Genomic DNA, 19,959 nt, shown 5'->3' on the forward strand with positions numbered 1-19,959 from the left:
AATATATTATTGCACAAGACCACAGCCGATATGCGAAACGAAACGCCGGAACGCTTCCTGGCCTTCATCCGTTCTTTTGTATACCCCAGCATGACCCAGAATCTCGACGAAAATGCTGCCCACCTCGGATTGGACGAGCTCCCACGCCTCTTGCTTGCTGCGGTTGGTGCCGTATTTCTCTACGAGTTGACCGATCCATTCCCTGTGCAGTTTCAATGCATGGTCTTCCTGCTGCGTCAATGCATCGTAAAGAGCGGTGTCACCGGCAAGAATATCGGCCGTCAAATCCAGCTCCTCCTTCAGTCTACCCGGTAGAATCGCCAGACCCATCACTTCGATCAGGCCGATATTTTCCTTCTTGATGTGATGCATTTCCTCATGGGGATGGAATATGCCTGCCGGATAAGCCTCGTTGGTACGGTTGTTGCGCAGCACCAGGTCCATTTCATAGCTTCCGTCCGGCGTACGATGCACGATCGGCGTCACCGTGTTATGAGGAACTCTCTCCCCGTTTTCTTCGCTGAAAGCCAGTATGTCTGCTGCCGGGTCGCTGTACTGCTTCCAGGATTCGTAAATCATGTCGGCCAGTTCGAGCAACACGCTGCTGTCCTTGCCCGTCAGACGGAGCACGGACATCGGCCATTTGACGATGCTCACCGTCACACCGGCATAATCCGGGTGAGTGAACACAGCTTCTTTCGGTGCATTCTGGATGGGGAACGTATGCCGTCCACCCTGAAAATGATCATGCGTCAGGATCGATCCGCCCACGATCGGCAGGTCGGCGTTCGAGCCGATAAAATAATGCGGATAGTGATCCACGAACGCCAGCAAACGACGCAGGCTGTCTTTTGTCAGCTTCATCGGCACATGGTCATGATGGAATACGATGCAATGCTCGTTATAGTACACGTAAGGCGAGTACTGAAAAAGCCACGGCTCTCCGTTCAGCTCAAGAGGTATAACCCGCAAATTTTGGCGTGCAGGATGGTTAACACGGCCCGCATATCCAACGTTCTCACGGCAAAGCTGGCACTTCGGATAGACCGGAGGCGGCAGCAGCTTCGCCATGGCGATCTCCTTGGGGCTTTTCTCAGGCTTGGACAGGTTGATGGTCATTTCGATCGTGCCGTATTCGGATTCATGCTCCCAGTATACGTTTTTATTGACCCGGTCCATACGAATGTAGTTGGAATCAATAGACAGCCGGTAGAAGCGGTTCGTCGCGGCCTCGATCCCTTCGGTCTCTGCCAAATGGTTGAATTCCCGAACAATCTCCGATGGACGGGCCATAAGATGGCCCATAATTTTGGCATCAAGCAGGTCGCGGTAAGTGTCCGTATTCTCTGGAATAAGTCCGATGCTGAAGCCATAATCGATCAATGCATCCAGGGCCGGCTGCGGTTCCGCCAGCTGCTCCAGCTCCTCCCCTTCCAGATTCGGCTCGCTGAAGCCGAACAGCTCCAGCAGGAGATTGCGGCAGTAATCTTCGTCCAGCGGCTCGATCAACCGATTGTCCAGCGCAAACCTTACAAGCTGGTCGATGGCTTGAAGCGCTTTTTGCTCCTGGGGCGTTCTTGTCGTTATCTGTGTGCTCAATGCTCTTCCCCCTTACTCTTCCCCGTATCCCTGCGGATGGTTCTGGTGCCAGCTCCATGCGCTCTGAATGATGTCCTCCAGCTTCTCGCGGGAAGGATTCCAGCCAAGCACCTCTCTGGCTTTCTGCGACGAGGCGACGAGTACTGCCGGATCACCTGCACGGCGCGCCTGCATGACGACAGGAATTTCAAGACCGGTTACCTTCTTCGCCGTTTCAATGACTTCCTTGACCGAAAAGCCTTCGCCGATGCCGAGGTTGAATACGTTGCTGCTCTCACCTTTGCGCAAATAATCGACGGCGAGCAAATGCGCGTCCGCCAAATCGCTCACATGGATATAGTCGCGGATACAGGTTCCGTCTGCCGTTGGATAATCGTCACCGAATACGGCGATGCTGTCCCGCTGTTTCAGTGCGGTTTGCAGCACGAGCGGAATAAGATGACTTTCCGGGCGATGATCTTCCCCGATCTTGCCGCTGTCATGTGCACCGGCTGCGTTGAAGTAACGCAGGGCCACGTATTTGATGCCAAGCACCTGATCGAACCAGGACATCATCCGTTCCATCATCAGCTTCGTTTCCCCATATACGTTCGTTGGCTGCGTACGGTCGCTTTCCATGATCGGCACGCGTTCCGGCTCCCCATAGGTTGCTGCGGTCGAGGAGAATACGATGCTGCGCACGTTGGCCGCATCCATCGCTTCCAGCAGGCATAGCGTTCCAAAGACGTTATTGTCATAGTATTTGACCGGCTTCTGCATACTCTCGCCTACCAGCGAATTGGCTGCAAAATGAATCACCGCATCGATGCTGTTCTCGCCGAACAGCTTTGCAAGCAGCTCTTTATCACGAAGATCCCCTTCGTACAATTTGCCGCCCAGCAAGGCACCGCGGTGCCCTGTTTGCAAATTATCAAGCACCACGACTTCTTCGCCGCGCGCAAGCAGCGCCGCTACCGTATGGGAGCCGATATATCCCGCCCCGCCCGTTACTAGAATGGCCATCTTATTTGTCCTCCTTCAGTTCTTTTACGCCATCGCCCGTACCGCAAACATAAAATTCAGGCTTCAATCCCGTCCGCTCTTCGTAGGCTTGGCCCACCTGCTGCACGAACCGCTCCACGGAATCTTCGTGGACCAGCGAAACCGTGCATCCGCCAAAGCCGGCTCCCGTCATGCGGGCACCCAGCGTTCCCGGTATGCGCTGCGCTTCCTCGACCATGACGTCAAGCTCCTCGCAGCTCACCTCGTACAGGTACCGCAGGGATTCATGCGATTCGTTCATCAGCTTGCCGAAAGCTTCCAAATCGTTATTCTTCAAGGCTTCCACGGAATCGAGCACGCGCTGGTTCTCCTCGACGACATGCTGCGCACGGCGTCTGACCGTTTCATCCGCAATGTGGTTTTGCAGCGTTTCAAACTGCTCCGGCTTCAGCTGCGCCAGATACTTGAGCGCATGAATCTCATTCTTCAGAATTTGCAGGGCCTCTTCGCACTGCTGTCTGCGCTCGTTGTATGCCGAATCCACGAGACCTCTGCGCTTGTTGGTGTTGCCGATAATGATTTTGTACGCTCCCGTGCGGAACGGTACATGTGTATATTCAAGCGTATCGCACATCAGCAAAATCGCATGATCCTGCTTGCCGTTCGCTACCGCGAACTGGTCCATGATGCCGCAATTCACGCCTACGTATTGATTCTCCGCGCGCTGCGCAAGCAGCGATATTTTGACGGTATCCGGCTCATAGCCTTCCAGGGTCTGCAGGGCAAAGGCTGTGACCACCTCAATCGAAGCCGATGAAGAAAGCCCTGCTCCGTTCGGTATTTCGCCATGGTACAGCAGGTCGTAGCCTGTCGTGAGCGGACATCCCGCCTTTTTGTTTTCGACCATCACGCCTACCGCGTAATCCACCCATTCGCCCGTTTTTTCCTTGCCCAGCTCTTTCAGGGTGAATTCCTTCTCATATGGGAAATTGGTTGTAGCAAGATGGATTTTTTCGTCGTCACGCTGGCGGGCGAGCAGCGTCGTGCCGAATTCCAGAGCCGCCGGAAGCACATAACCTCCGTTATAGTCGATATGCTCTCCGATCAGATTCACGCGTCCCGGTGCCAGAAATACCTCCACGTCTTTCTTGCTTTCGCCGTACTTTTCGATAAATTGTTTTTTTAGGGAATCTACTTTCATTTGCAATGCACCATCCTTTCCTTATGGTTTGGTTCTATTTACATTATAGGAACAACACGGCCTTCCGTTAATGCAATTATGTTTGTTCAATATGGATTTATGTGACCTGAGAGCATATAATGGCATTAACATCTATCTATCATTACCCCGTTCAGCGGAAAAGGAGACTGATTTATGGCCTACGAGGAAAGCTACAGCGTTGCTTCCAATCCGGTATTTCATGATCAAAGCCCGCTCCATGTGCTGTTTGCCGGCGAGAGCCAGACCAAGCCGCTGCACATCGTCGGTCCCAAAATATATGACTACTACTTGCTTCATTACGTGGAAAGCGGCAGAGGCATGTTCCGCTCTGAGCAACACACGTACGAGCTTGGGGAAGGAAGCTGCTTTCTCATCCATCCCGGGAGGCTGGTCAGCTATGCTTCGGACGCAAGCGACCCCTGGCGCTACCGCTGGACTGCCTTTTCAGGGAGTGAGGCGGGAGCCCTTGCGGATTCGGCGGGATTCTCGGACGGGCAATCGGTCCTGTTTACGGACTGCGAAAGTCTGATCCCCTCCTCCATCACCCGGATCGCAGAAGCCTTCTACAGCAAAAAGGAAAGCGCGGACATGGCTGCGCTTGGCCACCTGTACCTTATTTTTTCCGAAGCCAGGGACATCCTGACGAGCGAGATCCGTATGACGGGAACCGAATCGCAGGTGCAGCGGACCGTAAAGCAAATGATCCATTATATGTCGGCGCAGTACGCGCACCCCGTATCGATCGAGCAGATGTCCGAAAGCCTCGGCTATAACAGGGCTTATCTGTCCCGCATATTTAAGAAGGAGACGGGCATGTCTCCCGTCACGTATCTGCTGAAGCTGCGGATCGACAAATCGCGCCAGCTGCTGAGAGAACGGCCCGAGCTGTCCATTGAACAGGTTGCCGCTTCGGTTGGCCTGACGGACGCCCTATATTTCTCGCGCCAGTTCAAACGGCTGTGCGGACATTCGCCCAGCCATTACCGCACGCTAGTTGCCGCCTCTCCGGCTGCTCTGCACGACTGTTTATACTAACCTGACCGCTTAAGTCAAGAAGCCCGCTGCTCCTTCCGGAGAGCGGGCTTCTTACATGCAAGCAAGCATATGGATATTTAGGATTCGTTTTCCGTCTTTAAAATGGCTTCGATTCGCTCAAGCTCTTCGGTGGAGAATTCGAGATTTTTCAAAGCTGCGACGTTATCCTCAATCTGGCTCACGCGGCTTGCCCCGATCAACGTCGAGGTGACCTTGCCGCCGCGCAGCGCCCAGGCCAGTGCCAGCTGTGCCAGACTTTGACCGCGGGCAGCGGCGAGCTGATTAAGCGCACGGATCTTGCGCAGCACTTCAGGCGTGATATCGTTCTCGCTTAAGAATACCGATGAGCTGGCTGCCCGGGAATCGTCCGGTACGCCGTTCAAATATTTGTTCGTAAGCAGGCCTTGTTGAAGCGGTGTGAAGGCAATGCTGCCGACGCCGTTCTCCTCCAGCACGTCCTGCAGTCCGTTCTCGATCCAGCGGTTGAGCATGGAATAACTCGGCTGATGAATCAGCAGCGGCGTTCCCAGCGATTTCAGTATCGAGATGGCTTCCGCCGTCTGCTCTGCCGTATAGTTGGAAATTCCCACGTACAGGGCTTTGCCTGAGCGGACGATATGGTCCAGAGCCATCATCGTTTCTTCGAGCGGCGTATTCGGGTCAAACCGGTGTGAATAGAAAATATCCACGTAATCCAGCCCAAGCCGTTTCAGGCTTTGATCCATGCTGGAGATCATATTTTTGCGGGATCCCCATTCGCCGTATGGTCCTGGCCACATATAGTACCCGGCCTTTGAGGAAATGATCAGCTCGTCCCGGTATCCCTGTAAATCCTGCTTCAGGATTCTGCCGAAGGTCTCCTCGGCGGAGCCTGGAGGCGGGCCGTAATTGTTCGCCAGATCAAAATGAGTGATGCCCAGGTCAAAGGCACGCGTGACCATATTGCGGGCGTTGTCGAATGTAGTGACGCCGCCAAAATTATGCCAGAGGCCAAGGGAAATCGCCGGAAGCTTCAAGCCTGACCGGCCGCAGCGGTTATATACCATTTCTTCGTATCTTGCTTCGCTTGGTGTGTAAGCCATTGCAATCCGCCTTTCTATAATAAGGTGCCGTTGCTTTTTAACCATTCTATCTCTGCCGTGATGCCTTTGACAAGAAACCATTTCACATTAAATTCTCCGCTTTCAAACTGCTGCCCGATCAGATGCCAAGAACGCTGCTCACGCGATCCATGACTTCACCGATTTTGTCGTTCATCTTCAAACTGGCCTTTTGGTCATATGGAGTCGGATCCATGTTCAGCAGTACCGATCTGGTTCCTTCAAAGTACGATACGAGCTCTGCCGCCGGGTGCACCGTAAGCGACGTCCCGCCGACAATAAGCAGATCGGCCTGGGCGATCGCATCCATGGAGCTGATGAGCACCTGTTGATCCAGCGCTTCTTCATACAAGACGACATCGGGTTTGATGATATCTTGGCAGTATGGACACCGCGGTACAAGATGCTTGCTGGCCATGACCTGCTCCAATCCGAAATAACGCCGGCATCCCATGCAGTAATTGCGGTGGACCGAACCGTGGAGCTCCAGCACTTCCTTACTGCCTGCCTTTTGATGAAGTCCGTCGATATTTTGCGTTACGACAGCCTTCAGCTTCCCTTGGGCTTCAAGCTTTGCCAGAAGCCGGTGACAGCCGTTCGGCTGGGCATCGGGATGCAGCATTTTGCTGCGGTAGAAATCAAAGAAGATGTCAGGCATTTTGACAAAAAAGGACCGGCTGAGCATCTGCTCGGGCGGGTATGGAGAATGCTGTTCGGTCTGATATAGGCCCGCGGCGGATCGGAAATCGGGAATACCGCTTTCAGTAGAGGTACCGGCTCCGCCAAAAAAGACGATGTTATCACTCTGTTCAATCCAAGAGGCCAATGTTTCAATCTTTTGCACCTTTTGTGCACCTCCACTTGTGATCGGGGTTTTCCCATACATATATAATGTAAATCCATGCTCTCTGAATCTGGGAATCGTATGGATACGTGATCAGCCTGCCTCCCAAGGGGATGGCAGGCTGCTGCTTCGGCCGTAAAGCAGGTTCAAATGAACCCCGCTCCCCGGCAGGAATGAAGATAGATAAGATTACATTTGCTTTGCTTGGCGGTAGGCCTGTATGTACTGCTCGGATTTTTGACGCACAAGATCCATATTTCCGGTCTTCACGGCGTCGCTTGTCAGGTCTGAGCCGATGCCCACGGCAACGGCGCCGCCTTGGATCCAGTCTTTCAGGTTCGAAAGCGAAACCCCGCCTGTCGGCATAAAGTTGGCCTGCGGCATCGGTCCCTTCATCGTCTTGATAATGCCCGGTTCATACAGGTTGCCCGGGAAGAGCTTGACGATGTCGACGCCGAGCTCCAGCGCGTGCTGTACTTCCGCAATCGTCATGACCCCAGGCATGATGGGAATCCGGTACAGATTGCATATTTTAACGGTCTCCGGATTCAGCGAAGGCCCTACGACGAACTCGCTGCCGGCCATGATGGCCGCACGTGCGGTCTGCGGCTCCAAAACGGTCCCCGCGCCAATCACCGCGAATTTCTCCGGATCTTCCGTTCTCCAGCTGTACATGCGGCTCAGCTTCTCTATGGCCTGCAGCGCCCCCGGGACGGTCAGGGTAACTTCAATGACTTTAATGCCCCCGGCGATGGCCGCTTCGGCCATGGCAAATACCTGATCCGCAGACTCCCCGCGCAGGACGGCCACTACGCCGTTGTCCACAATTTTCTGTATGACCTGAAGTTTTTTCACGATAACATGCTCCTTTTCACTCATTATATGGAAATCCTGTCAGGATGTCTACGGATGTGAGCAGCGGCAATGATCCCCGGAATTCCACGCCAATCTATGTACATACTTATCGTTCGATATGTGCCTTGCGTCCAAGCTTGGCCTCAACCTGCTCCCAGGTTGGGAGCGCTTCCCAATCTCCGACGGCTTGAATGACCATGGAGCCCATGAGATTGCCGAGGCGCACCGCTTCCACGGTTGTATGCCCTTTCAAAAGTCCGGCGATAAACCCGGCGCAGAAGCCGTCGCCAGCTCCGACCGTATCGAGCACCTGCTCCGCTTTGAAATAAGGAACTTCCGTCAGGGTACCATGCTCCAATACATAGGTCAAATCCGGTCCGCCCTTAATAATGGATATGGCCTGAAGCCGGGATAATTCGCTGAAGACCGTCTCGTCCGCTTCCGTATCATAAAGGAGCTTCAATTCATCCAGCCCGGGCAGAAAATAATCGGCCTTTTCCGCCAGCCGCAAAAGCACGCCCCTTGCTTCTTCCAGTGTCCACAGCTTCAGACGCAAATTAGGATCAAAGCTGACCTTGACGCCGGCGCTGCGCGCCACATCCATCGCCTGTTCCACGCACGCCAAGGCAGACGGGCTGATCGCCGCCGTAATGCCGGTCACGTGTAGGATTTTCGCATTCCGGATGTAGGATTTGTCCAGCTGTTCAACGTGCATCATGCTGGCTGCTGAACCTTTGCGATAGTAATATACCGAGGATTTGCCAGCCGTGTTCTCGCGGATCATCATCCCCGTAGGCGCCTCGCTGCTGATCACGGCACGCGAAACGTCGACGCCTTCGCCGCGGATCGCTTTATATATCATCGTGCCGACCGGGTCGCTGCCAAGCGCGCCAAACCAGCCCGCCCGGTGACCAAGTCTCGCTACGCCGATGGCCACGTTGCTCTCTGCTCCGCCGAAGGACTTCTGCAACGTCGAAGCATATTCCAGTCCTCTGGAATCCTGTGCCGTCAATAATCCCATGCTCTCGCCGAAGGTAACCAATTCAGGTGCAATGACTGCTGTATCCTGCTGCATAATAGTCCCCTTTCCGTATTCGAATCTCTACTTATTGTCGGCCGAGGGGCAAAGGTTGTCAATACAAAATGATTTCATCACTTTGACACACTTACAATGAATGATAGCGTTTGCTTATGTGATTATAATCACAATGTTGCGTAGTCCTGCGTAGTACCTTAAAGATGTAGAAAATGGAGGGAATCATCATGGAAAAGACGTTAAGTAAACAGGGAGAAACCTACTTTTTAAATTTACGGTTCATTTTGATCCTGACCGTTCTTATAGGCAATGCCATCGAGCCGTTGATCCGTCAAATGGACGGCGTCCACGCGCTTTACCTTTGGATCTTCACCTTCCACATGCCGCTGTTCGTGTTCGTGACCGGGTATTTTGCCAAAGGCACCCTCGCCGGGGCGGCCGGTCGCAAAACCCTGCTGCAAATCGGGCTGCAATACGTTATATTTCAAAGCCTGTATCAGCTTCTGGACGTCACCGTGTTCCAGGTTCAGAACATCCATCATTCGTTCTTTGCGCCTTACCTGCTGCTCTGGTTTCTCGCGAGCCACCTGGGATGGAGGCTGCTGACGGCAGCCATGCATAAGCTTACGCCTGCGATGCAAATCGCCATATCGCTCATTTTCGGCGTCCTGATCGGATATTTGCGGCTGGACGGAGCTTGGCTGAGCTTTAGCCGGACTTTCGTATACCTGCCCTTCTTCGTGATCGGGTACCATTTTTCGTTTGAAGCATTCGCACAGTTTTTTACGAAACAAAAGAAACGGATTGCCGCCGCTGCATCGGTCGTGCTTTTCGCCATCATCGCCTTGTGGGGGCTGCAAATGCCCGAAGGCTGGCTTTTCGGGAGCATGACGTATATGCAGCTTGGACATCAAGAGTGGTACGCAGGATTTTACCGGATCGCACTCTACGGCCTTGAGTTTATTTCGGGCGCAGCGTTCCTCGCTTGGGTGCCCTTCCGTGAACGCCGTATAACCGATCTGGGCCGCCGTACCCTGTACGTCTTCCTGCTGCACGGCTTCATCATCCGCTTGGCTGCGGTATCGGGACTTTACACTTATATTCACCATCCGCTCGCCGTGCTGGCATTGATCACCGGAGCCGTCGCACTCGCGTTTGTGCTTGCACAGCCAGCCGTGAGAATGATAGCCCGTCCCGTTATCGAGCCACCGGTCACGTGGATCATTCGACTGGAGCGCATGGCTTTGGGAAGACCGTTATAATAAAAGCCCCATGTTAGCAAGCAAGTTATTTACCAAATTCTATGTAAATTAATTGTTTCACTCCATTTTAGTGGTGGTAAGTAAATGTTGCGGGCAACAAAAACAAAAAACGACTACTAAGGAGTGATTTGTAATGGCACGTAATAATGACGGTAAAATGAGCAGAGAAGAAGCAGGTCGTATGGGTGGAGAGGCAACCGCCAAAAACCATGACAAGGACTTCTATCAGGAAATCGGTAAAAAAGGCGGAGAAGCAACCTCCAAATCGCATGATAAAGATTTCTATCAGGAAATCGGCCGCAAGGGCGGAGAAGCAACCTCCGAATCCCATGACAAGGATTTCTACAAAGAAATCGGCCGCAAAGGCGGAAAAAACTAAAAAATAAGCTTCATTTTATGATAACAACGGCGGAAAAAAGGCATCTTCCATCCGGGAACGGATTGGAGGTGCCTTTTTTTCTCCTTCCCCTTCCTAGCCCCTTTTTCCTTTGGATTCATTGCTAGAAAAAGCTCTCATTTTGTGATAGACTCATTTAAAATCGTTTATTCGGGCACTTCTTTGAGTAACCGCGCTAAAGCGAGAATCGTCTTCACATTTAACTAAATAGGGGGAAGAGACATCATGGCAGCTAATAAAATGCGTTCAGACATGATCAAAAAAGGCTTCGACCGCGCTCCACACCGCAGTCTGCTGCGTGCAGCAGGCGTAAAGGAAGAGGATTTCGGCAAACCGTTTATCGCTGTGTGCAACTCCTACATCGACATCGTTCCAGGACATGTCCATCTGCAGGAATTCGGTAAAATCGTGAAGGAAGCGATCCGCGAAGCCGGCGGCGTTCCATTCGAATTCAACACAATCGGCGTTGACGATGGCATCGCCATGGGACATATCGGCATGCGCTACTCGCTGCCAAGCCGTGAAATTATCGCTGATTCCCTGGAAACCGTCGTTTCCGCTCACTGGTTTGACGGGATGGTCTGCATTCCGAACTGTGACAAAATCACTCCCGGCATGCTGATGGGTGCCCTGCGCGTGAACATTCCGACGATCTTCGTCAGCGGCGGACCGATGAAAGCAGGCGTAGACAGCAAGGGCCGCAAGCTCTCCCTGACTTCCGTATTCGAAGGGGTAGGCGCCCACCAGGTCGGCAAAATCACCGACGATGAACTGATGGAGCTTGAACAATACGGTTGTCCTACTTGCGGCTCCTGCTCCGGCATGTTTACTGCCAATTCCATGAACTGTCTGGCAGAGGCGCTCGGCCTTGCGATGCCGGGTAACGGAACCATCCTCGCTGTCGCTGAAGAGCGCAAGGAATTCGTTAAACAATCGGCACGCCAGCTGATGGAACTCGTCAAAATGGATCTCAAACCGCGCGACATCGTCACTCGCGAATCGATCGACAATGCTTTTGCGCTGGATATGGCCATGGGCGGCTCCACCAATACCGTACTGCATACCCTGGCACTTGCCCAGGAAGCAGGCATCGATTACCCGCTGGAGCGGATCAATGAAGTCGCTAACCGCGTGCCTCATATTTCGAAGCTTGCTCCTGCTTCCGATTACTTCATCGAGGACGTTCATACTGCCGGCGGCGTCAGCGCCGTACTGCACGAGCTTCTCAAGAAGCCGGATGCATTGTTCGGAGACTGCATGACCGTAACCGGCAAAACGATCGCAGAGAACGTAGCCGGATGCGAAATCCAGGATAAGAACGTTATCCATCCGATCGATCAGCCTTATTCCGAACGCGGTGGTCTGGCCGTATTGTACGGCAACCTGGCTCCGGAAGGCTCGATCATCAAGGTCGGAGCGGTAGACCCTTCGGTTGGCGGCTATCATAAAGGTCCTGCCATCTGCTTTGACTCCCAGGAGCAAGCTCTCGAAGGCATCGCGAACGGTAAAGTCAAAGAAGGCATGGTCGTGGTTATCCGTTATGAAGGCCCTAAGGGCGGGCCGGGCATGCCGGAAATGCTGGCTCCTACTTCGCAGATCGTGGGCATGGGACTCGGCGCCAAGGTCGGCTTGATTACCGACGGACGTTTCTCCGGCGCATCCCGCGGCATCAGCATCGGGCATATTTCTCCGGAAGCTGCCGAAGGCGGACCGATCGCTTTCGTTCATGATGGAGACATCATTGAGCTTGACCTGAACAACCGCAAGATCGAGCTGCTGGTAAGCGAAGAAGAAATGGCTGCCCGTCGTACCAACGAGTGGAAGGGCTTTGAGCCGAAAGTAAAAACAGGCTACCTCGCCCGTTACTCCAAGCTTGTTACCAACGCCAGCCAAGGCGGCGTCATGAAGATCTAATATCATCCCATTATGCGAAAGGAGCAGTTCCGATCGGTTCTTCATCGAACCGGCAGAGCTGCTCCTTTTTTATGGCCTTCCCTGCCCGTGATCAAGGATAACTTATAGGTACAAAAAGAGCTTGTCCCGTAGCAGCTCACCAACCTTCTGCTTAAGAACAAGCCCTCTATTAAATGCTTGGCATTATCGTCATCCTTCAAGGAATCCGATCCCAGCATTATATGCTCATCATTATTATTTCCCAACCAGGACAAACACATTGCCGTCCGGCGCTTCCATAATGGCCACATGCCCCGATTCGGTCTCGAAAGGCAGGCCGATCCATTCGATCTCCTCATGCTTGCTCAGCTCTTGATACGCTTCCCTCACATCATCTACGAGGATTTCAATTTCTGTTGACTGATTCTGAGGATGGTTGCTGAGCACGAGTTCAGAGCTGTTAAGCTCCGGGAATATCAATCCGACCAATGTCCATACAAAACCGCTGTCCAAAACCCTTTCGATTCTCCAGTTCTCTTTCAGTCCCATCGAGGTGTAAAATGACAAAGATTTATCAATATCCTTCGTATGAATACATACACATTCCAGCTTCTTAAACATCGGATGATCCCCTCCTCACCATATCAGAACAAACGTTCCTATGCCACTATAATATGCTATTCAGAAAGGGAATGCAAGTACTTTTTACTATAAAATGGATTATTTTTTCATAAAAAGAAACCCTGCTGGCACCAAACCAACAGGGCTTCATGGTTGTATATATTATGAAAGGTTAAATTGCAGGAGTCGAACTTTCCAGGCCCTGCGCCGACGCGGCCAAGCTGAGGTCGCTGTTGTCGGACGAATCCGGCTGGCTGTTTTGGGCCCGTTTCATTTCCTGATGATGCCTGTGTGATCCGTTCTCGGCAAAACGCTCCAGAAGTACGCTGATCGGCATGAGCAGCATTTTTGGAATCAACTGCTGGGTATGCTCCTTCAGTCTGGATTGTCCCGAAGGGTGAATTACGCTAAGCAGAAATTTCAAATAAAGGCGTGACGACCTTGCAAAGAGCCCGTCCTTCAAGTCAACGATCTGAAACCCGAACTGCTGAGGGCCCCGATTTACCATGGTTACGCCATACAGCGCTTTGGCTTTTCTGGTGGCAGGATTCTCCATCATCAGATGGGCCAGCGTCGGCAGTTCCTTTTCCATGGAACGGATCATCTGAATGGCCAAATGAACCGATGAGCGTGAACGGATACCGAAGCGGAACAGCTTCTCGTTGTCAAAATGCAGTTCCACAACTTTATCGCCCTTTTGCAACAGCTCTCCGTTCTCCAGCTTAATGGTTTCGCCGCTGTATTTGCGCAGGCGGTAATGGAGCAGCGGATCATGAGGATTGACTGTCTTGAGGCGGAATACTTTGTGAAAGATGGTTTCCCAGATCAGCCATAGCTTGACGATGGCCAGCTTGCCTCGGGAAAGCTTTTTTTCCGGGGCGTTCTCTTTGGCCTTGATCATCTCGTCGACCCGGATGCTTTTCAGGCCGCGGCGACCCGCTTCCTTCAATACTCGTTCCAGCGCGATCAGCATCTGCTGAGGCGCATCTGGATTGGCTCCGGCCGTCGTACCGCAGTCATGGAGCAGCAGCACCTCTCCCGGCTGCAGCTTGTTGAGAATCCGTTCCGTGAGCCGGTCTGCGCCGATTCTTTCCCTCCAGTCGCCGAACATGGCAGACCAAAGCACGATTTTGAATTGGCCGCCCCTTTTTTTGAGGTCGAAAAGGTTGACGATGCCCCACGGTGGACGGTAATACGACGTGCGCTCACCCGTAATGGAGTGAATGATCTTGTCGGTCTTCATAATCTGCTGGCTCACAGTCGCAGGCCGCATCAGCCAGTTTGACTTGTGAACATAGTTATGAATGCCGATGAGATGTCCTTCATCATGCATCCGCTTGACCAGCTCGGGATTCTGCTCGGCATGCGAGCCGACGACGAAGAAGGTCGCCTTGGCGTCATACCGCTTCAACAAATCCAGCAGCAGAGGCGTATAATGCGCGTCAGGACCGTCATCGAAGGTCAGAGCATATTCATGCTCGCCGCTGCCCCTCCGAAATACGCGGAAACCGAAAATACGGGTAATGAGTCCGGGAATGAAGGCATAAAACGATGAAATATAAAACAACCAAAGCAGCAAAGTCTGCATGTCATAATCCCCACTTTTCTCTGATTGACTTTGACTTGCCGAAAGGCAGGTTACTCTATAGAATGAACTAAGAGCGGAAAGCTGTTACCAAGATATAGGAAACCCGTCTCATTTCTGCATAAAAAATCAAACGTTCAATGAAAAATATAAAGACGCTATCTTTTATTTTATCACAGCCGCCCGCGAAATAGGCGTTTTTTTATAAATTTAGTCCCGGGTTACAAAACAAACCTTTAGGAGTGATGTTCATTCATGCTTCCGCTGTACAAAAAATACTGGAGGACTTTTATTGATATTGGAATGATCGTGCTGACCGTACTGCTCATTATGTACGTGTTCAGCAAGCTGTACCAGATCGCGGCCCCCGTCTTCCTGTCCTTTCTCGTATTTTTCATGATCGAGCCTTTGGCCAAATTCCTGAATCGGCGGGGACTGCCCAAGACGCTTGCGGCAGCCATATCCGTCCTGGTCTTCGTGCTCGTCATACTCGGCATTCTGTTCGGCATCGGACTTGTCGTCGTATCCCAGATTGCCCAGGTTCAAGATAATTTGCCCCAATACACACAAATGATTCAAACGGCTTTTTCCAAAACGACTGCATTTCTCCAGCATAAGATCGAAGCGCTTCCTCCAAACATAACCGACAAAATGAACGAGAACTTCAGAAACTTTACCGACTATGCCACCGGCTGGGCCACCAGTTTCTTAAAGTATATGGTCTCCCTGTTCAGCTCGTTCTCATCTTTTATGGCTAATTTCGGCGTTGCGATCATTCTGGCCTTTTTCCTGAGCACGGAAATCGGCGGCTGGCGCAAAATCGTGAAGGACAAGTCTCCAAAAACGCTGAAAAACGCCTATACGTTCTTGACGACATATGTTCTTAAAGCTATCGGTTCCTACATAAAAGCCCAGTTTATTATGGTGCTGATCACCTTGGTCCTGGTCTACGTCGGTCTGCTGATCCTCCGAACTGGCAACGAATTGTCGCTCGCGCTCGTATGTGCTGTCTTCGATATTCTGCCGCTGGTTGGCGTGCCTGTCATTCTGATACCGTGGATCGTATATTTGTTCATCGTCGGCAACGTCAGCCTTGCCATCGGCCTCTGCGTGCTGCTCGTCGTGGTGCTGCTGACCCGCCAGCTGCTGGAGCCTAGAATTACCGGCAATTCCATCGGCATCTCCTCGGCTTTTCTGATGCTGTCGTTCATGATCATCTCGCTCTCCATCTTCGGCGTAGCGGGCCTCATTTTGTCGCCCATCCTGCTGATTCTGCTAAAAGAGCTTTTACAGCAGGGATATTTGCAGCGCTGGATCCGGCTTCCGCAGGAAGAGTTCGATATATCTCCGTTCGATATGAGTACCGCGGCAACAGCCCCGGAAACTACGATGCCCGAGAAGCCAGCAGATTCATGATTTCGCCGAACAAAGCGGTGGCTTGATTGCCGCCTTCGGTAGGCATATCCTGGAACAGGACGGCAGCTGCATATTTCGGGTGGTCAACGGGTCCATATCCGATGAACCACTGATTGTTGCGCTGCCTGCCCTGCACCAGCACCTGAGCCGTTCCTGATTTACCCGCAAGCCTCCATTTGGAATTTCGCAGCGACTTCCCAGTCCCCTCCTTAACCACGGTTTCCATCCACCCGCTGACCAGCCGCGCCGTTTCCGGACGGATGCTTCCCGCTTGAGATGGGGCAAGATGCGGCTTAAACTCTTTCATGAGCTGTCCGTTTGCGTAAGCAACACTCTGTACGATCCGGGGTGCACGCACCTGCCCCCCGTGCAACAGCGTAACCACCAAATTGGCTGCCTGCAGCGGCGTTACCCGCACATCCCTTTGTCCGATGCCCGACTGCGCTCTGATGCCCCCGTCAAGCGAAGCGGCTGCGCTGGAATATACGATACCGGCCTCTTCATGATCGAACGGTCTCAGCAGCGGCATTCCCGCCACATTTTTGGCTTCCCAGCCAACGACCCGGCCGAGGCCCAATTTACTGGCGGCGGTTTGAAGTTCTTCCCCCGTCATCCGCTCCGATAGCTCTGCAAATACGACATTGCTGGACTCCGCGAAGGCCTTCTCCAACGTAAGCTTGCCATGACCGTCCGGTCTCCAGCAGGAAAGACCATATTTGCCGTACGCACCCGTGCAGTAAAATACTTCATCCTTCGATGTGACCCCTGCCTCCAGTGCCGCAGCTGCAACGACGGTTTTGAAGATGGAGCCCGGGACAGCAGCCTGTACCGCACGATTGTTCCACGTAGCTTGCTCGGGATGGACATCAAGCGGATTGTAAAAGGGGCGGGATACCATCGATACCACATCGGCATTTGCCGCATCCAGCAGCACGACAGCCCCTTCCTTCATTCCCGCTTTTACAGTCAAAGCCTCGATTTGCTGCTGCAGGGATAAATCGATGGTCGTGCGCAGCTTCAGCGGATAATAAGGGTTATGAGGCGATTTGAGCTGAATGCCTACGCCAGGTATCGCCCGATTCGTTCCATCCACAGAATAAAAAGCCGTTGTCGGCCCTACGCCGCGAAGAAGCGGTTCCAGTGTCTTCTCGAGTCCGGCTCCTCCTTCCTTGAATGCAAAGCCCGTATGAGGCATATGCTTCTGATCGGGCCGCTCCGTCAAAAAGCCAAGCCACTGCATCCCGTTTTGCCTGTTGACATATCTTTGGGTATAAGGAAGCACTTCCAAACCGCTGTAATGAAGCGCCGCAATCTTTTCAGACTGTGCTTTATTGAGCGCCGCCGGCGTATTTTTGAGTGTCCCCTGCCATAGGACGGGAACGCTCAGCTTGTCCCAAAGCTGGCGCAGCTTCCCGGTATCCGTTCCGAGCGCCGCTGCAACCCCATCCAGACGGCCATCCTTATTGGATAAAGCCTTGTGGTCTATCGGGAAGAGAACAGCAGCAGAAACCGTTTCTCCGGTAATCGGTAAGCCGTTCCGATCCAGAATGTTCCCCCTTCCGGAATCAAGCACGACTCCGCGCTCGCGCTGCAGAACCGACATTTCCTGCAGCGTATATACGCTGTCCGGCAGTTTGGATACCCGGTATACGAGCTGTATATATGCCAGTCTCAAGATGATGACAACCAGGATTCCCGTAAGGAAGACAAGTCCGTAAAATATCCGCTGTTTCTGTTTAACCATGCCGCGCGCCTCCGCTTCCCCTGTATTCGACGTTTTTTTCCATTATGTCCTATTCCGCAGGCTTCCAGTCAGCCTTTCCAAGACTCCGTCTGAAGCAAAAAAGAGGCTGCTCCCAAAGGTATACATACCTTTAGGAACAACCTCTTGCTGAACATGCACCGGGCAGATCAGCGAATAATCTTATAGGGTGAAGCGAGACAGCGTTTCTTTCAGCTCGTTCGATACGTTCTCCAGCTTGCCGGACAGCTGTACCAGCTGACTGCCGATGCTTTGCTGCTCGTTGCTGAGCGATGCGACCTCTTCGGAAGTCGCGGAGGATTCCTCCGCAACCGCGCTGACATTGCTCATCGCGTCGGAGAGCACGGCCTGCGAGTGGTTCAAGGTCTCGATCGATTGGGTGACGGAATCCAGACGCTGAGTGAAATCAGCCATTTGCTCCTGCACGGAAATAAAGATCGCATTGGTTTCCTTAACCGAATTCATTTGCTGCTGGAACAGCGGGTTGGCTTCCTGCAACGCCTCGACCGTCTCGTTCATCTCATTCATGATTTTCTCGGTAATTTGTCCTACCATATCGATGGATTGTCTCGATTGGTCCGCCAGCTGGCGAATTTCATCCGCAACGACCATGAAACCCTTGCCGGCAGCGCCTGCCCGCGCGGCTTCGATCGTCGCGTTAAGGGACAGGATGTTGGTCTGTTTCGTGATGTTTTGAAGCACGTCCAGCACCTTATTGACGGAGGAGGTCGTCTGTTTCAGATTGTCCACCTTATGCATGAGTGACCGGGTCATATCTTCAGTTTGATGCGTTTTCTCCATCAGGCTGCTCAAATGGTTCGTTCCCCGCTCGCTCGACTGCTCGACATGATGTGCCGCGCTGCTCATTTCCTCATTGGCGGTCACCACGATTTGCATTTGCCGCGAGATATGGTCCGTCAGCTCGTTGCCGCGTTCCGCCTCCGTTGCCAGGCTGCTGGCCCCATTGGCGATTTCCTCTGTGGCGACGGCGATTTCTTTTGCAGAGAGGGCGGTTTTCTTCGAAGCATCCGTCAGCTCGCTCGCCGTTTCGAGAACGGCCTGTGCCGTCGTATTCGTCTGCTGAACGAGCTTCGTGATCTGATCCATCATCAGGTTGAAGCTGTGGCCGAGCTCCCCGATTTCGTCCGAGGATTTATGGCTCGTGCGCACTTTCAAGTTACCTTTCGATCCTTCGATCATCAAATCTCTCAGATGGCTAACCGGTTTAGCGATCAGATGGACCATCCACCAGCCGATCAGGATCGCGATAATGATGACCCCGAATACGAATCCGAGGGTCAGCAGCAAAATCCCCTGCGCGTCCTTGACAAGCAGCTCTGTCGGAACCGTGCTTACAAGCTTCCACCCGTTGGAGCTCAGGGTGTTGTAAACAGCCAGAATGCTGTGGCGCTGGTTATCCTTCGTATAAAAACTATTCACGGCTTCCTTTTGGTCCTTCATAAACGTAAAGCTGGAAGCTTTACCTGCTTCACCTTCTTTGCTCGAACCAACCACTTTGTTATCCGTAGAGATCAGCTGCAGCTCGCTGCCTTTCCCCAGGTTGACCGCTTTCAATTGATCTTCAACAAGCGCGGATTTCAGTTCAACGACGATCACGAACGATTGTCCGCCGCGGTTCAGGCTCTGCAAAGGTCGAACGAGCTTGAAGTTCTCCGCTCCGTCTTTGCCCATCTCCGTTGCAACCCAGAATGGCTTGGTTTGTCCTGCCGCCTGCTTGAACCAGGCTTGATCCCGAATGGAGCTCATTTCCGTACCGCCGCTGCCGGCGATGATCGGATTCTGCGCGGGCTTTGGCGGAATCAGGTAGATCGCTTTAATCGTACTGTTGCTGTTGATCTGATTGCTCAGCTTTTTGCCGATTTTGTCGTTCAGCACGAAGCTGTCATACGCGCTCAAGGTTGACGAGGACATCTCGTCGATCAGCGATTGCGTTTCAGGATCGAAGAAAATTTGCATCGAAATATCCTCGTACTGCTTCAAGATGATATCAAGCTTTTGGGACGTCTGAATGATGGTCTGCTGGTTAGCGGATGCAGCATTATTTTTTATCGTGCTTTTCGCTTTGTTGTAAGACGTCAGACCCAGAATCAATACAAAAGATACAATAGCTATGAAAAAGATTAAAAACAGCTTAACCCCTACCGACTTTGCAGGATTCATCTTTCCTAACCGTTCCCCCGCGGAACGCATGCTGAATTTCTCTTTCTGCGCACCTGCGTTCCCCGGAACGGCCGCCGCCTCCTGCTGCTCCTTTTTTCGCTGCTTCCCCCAACGGCTTGCCTTGCCTTCTTCCTGTTCCTTCTTCTGAACCTCTCCCATTTCCTCACCTA

15 protein-coding genes and 1 pseudogene are annotated in these 19,959 nt (G+C 52.6%); 5 read left to right on the forward strand and 11 right to left on the reverse strand.

The annotated features are described in order from the left end of the window. Positions 1-6: 6 nt before the first annotated feature. Genes ACTHPM_RS11095 through ACTHPM_RS11105 form a run of 3 tightly spaced genes read right to left on the reverse strand, consistent with a single transcriptional unit; the run spans position 7 to position 3,781 of the window. Entirely contained in the window at positions 7-1,599 is a 1,593-nt protein-coding gene (locus tag ACTHPM_RS11095) for a UDP-glucose--hexose-1-phosphate uridylyltransferase (protein ID WP_440395222.1), read from the reverse strand. Between the two features lie 12 nt (positions 1,600-1,611). Next, positions 1,612-2,601 (reverse strand): UDP-glucose 4-epimerase GalE, encoded by a 990-nt coding sequence (gene galE / locus ACTHPM_RS11100; RefSeq protein WP_440395223.1) that lies wholly within the window; start codon positions 2,599-2,601, stop codon positions 1,612-1,614. Between the two features lies 1 nt (position 2,602). Beyond that, on the reverse strand, positions 2,603-3,781 hold the full coding sequence (locus ACTHPM_RS11105; RefSeq protein ID WP_440395224.1) for a galactokinase: 1,179 nt from the start codon (positions 3,779-3,781) through the stop codon (positions 2,603-2,605). A 174-nt stretch (positions 3,782-3,955) separates the two neighbouring features. Between ACTHPM_RS11105 and ACTHPM_RS11110 the strand changes: the two genes are divergently transcribed. Then, complete coding sequence (locus ACTHPM_RS11110) at positions 3,956-4,837, forward strand: AraC family ligand binding domain-containing protein (RefSeq protein WP_440395225.1); 882 nt, start codon at positions 3,956-3,958, stop codon at positions 4,835-4,837. Between the two features lie 77 nt (positions 4,838-4,914). On the opposite strand, the gene mgrA is transcribed toward ACTHPM_RS11110, so the two are convergent. From mgrA to ACTHPM_RS11130, 4 genes are all read right to left on the reverse strand, one after another. After that, complete coding sequence (gene mgrA / locus ACTHPM_RS11115) at positions 4,915-5,919, reverse strand: L-glyceraldehyde 3-phosphate reductase (protein WP_440395226.1); 1,005 nt, start codon at positions 5,917-5,919, stop codon at positions 4,915-4,917. 118 nt (positions 5,920-6,037) lie between these two features. Next, positions 6,038-6,781 carry an NAD-dependent protein deacylase gene (locus tag ACTHPM_RS11120; protein ID WP_440395227.1) on the reverse strand — a complete coding sequence of 248 codons (744 nt, stop codon included), beginning with the start codon at positions 6,779-6,781 and terminating at the stop codon, positions 6,038-6,040. Between the two features lie 189 nt (positions 6,782-6,970). Next, entirely contained in the window at positions 6,971-7,636 is a 666-nt protein-coding gene (locus tag ACTHPM_RS11125) for a bifunctional 2-keto-4-hydroxyglutarate aldolase/2-keto-3-deoxy-6-phosphogluconate aldolase (RefSeq protein WP_440395228.1), read from the reverse strand. Between the two features lie 106 nt (positions 7,637-7,742). Continuing rightward, the gene (locus tag ACTHPM_RS11130; RefSeq protein WP_440395229.1) at positions 7,743-8,711 is read right to left on the reverse strand and encodes a sugar kinase; all 969 of its coding nucleotides are present in this window, start codon (positions 8,709-8,711) and stop codon (positions 7,743-7,745) included. Between the two features lie 188 nt (positions 8,712-8,899). On the opposite strand from ACTHPM_RS11130, the gene ACTHPM_RS11135 reads away from it, so the two are divergent. The 3 genes and pseudogenes from ACTHPM_RS11135 (at position 8,900) to ilvD (ending at position 12,245) form a co-directional block, all read left to right on the forward strand. Beyond that, positions 8,900-9,934 carry an acyltransferase family protein gene (locus ACTHPM_RS11135; RefSeq protein WP_440395230.1) on the forward strand — a complete coding sequence of 345 codons (1,035 nt, stop codon included), beginning with the start codon at positions 8,900-8,902 and terminating at the stop codon, positions 9,932-9,934. 133 nt (positions 9,935-10,067) lie between these two features. Beyond that, a pseudogene (locus tag ACTHPM_RS11140) lies at positions 10,068-10,307 on the forward strand (KGG domain-containing protein); the annotation flags it as partial. A 249-nt stretch (positions 10,308-10,556) separates the two neighbouring features. Continuing rightward, on the forward strand, positions 10,557-12,245 hold the full coding sequence (ilvD, locus tag ACTHPM_RS11145) for a dihydroxy-acid dehydratase (protein WP_440395231.1): 1,689 nt from the start codon (positions 10,557-10,559) through the stop codon (positions 12,243-12,245). 234 nt (positions 12,246-12,479) lie between these two features. Here the strand turns inward: ilvD and ACTHPM_RS11150 are convergent, their stop codons facing one another. Together ACTHPM_RS11150 and ACTHPM_RS11155 are read right to left on the reverse strand one after the other, a co-directional pair. After that, entirely contained in the window at positions 12,480-12,845 is a 366-nt protein-coding gene (locus ACTHPM_RS11150; protein WP_440395232.1) for a VOC family protein, read from the reverse strand. A gap of 172 nt (positions 12,846-13,017) precedes the next feature. Then, positions 13,018-14,433, reverse strand: a complete 1,416-nt coding sequence (locus tag ACTHPM_RS11155) for a polysaccharide deacetylase family protein (protein ID WP_440395233.1) — start codon at positions 14,431-14,433, stop codon at positions 13,018-13,020. Between the two features lie 252 nt (positions 14,434-14,685). Here ACTHPM_RS11155 and ACTHPM_RS11160 point away from each other — a divergent pair, with 252 nt between their 5' ends. Then, the gene (locus ACTHPM_RS11160; RefSeq protein ID WP_440395234.1) at positions 14,686-15,846 is read left to right on the forward strand and encodes an AI-2E family transporter; all 1,161 of its coding nucleotides are present in this window, start codon (positions 14,686-14,688) and stop codon (positions 15,844-15,846) included. Here ACTHPM_RS11160 and ACTHPM_RS11165 read toward each other — a convergent pair. Both ACTHPM_RS11165 and ACTHPM_RS11170 read right to left on the reverse strand, forming a co-directional pair. Beyond that, a complete protein-coding gene (locus ACTHPM_RS11165) occupies positions 15,815-17,590 on the reverse strand; it encodes a peptidoglycan D,D-transpeptidase FtsI family protein (RefSeq protein WP_440395235.1) in 1,776 nt (591 codons plus the stop codon). The two genes, ACTHPM_RS11160 and ACTHPM_RS11165, sit on opposite strands and share 32 nt — an antisense overlap. Positions 17,591-17,770: 180 nt before the next feature. Then, positions 17,771-19,948: a methyl-accepting chemotaxis protein gene (locus ACTHPM_RS11170; protein WP_440395236.1), complete on the reverse strand. Its 2,178-nt coding sequence runs from the start codon at positions 19,946-19,948 to the stop codon at positions 17,771-17,773. Positions 19,949-19,959 lie beyond the last annotated feature (11 nt).

Origin of the sequence: Paenibacillus sp. SAFN-054, from assembly GCF_051966755.1 — a bacterium.
GTDB lineage: Bacteria > Bacillota > Bacilli > Paenibacillales > Paenibacillaceae > Paenibacillus_AQ.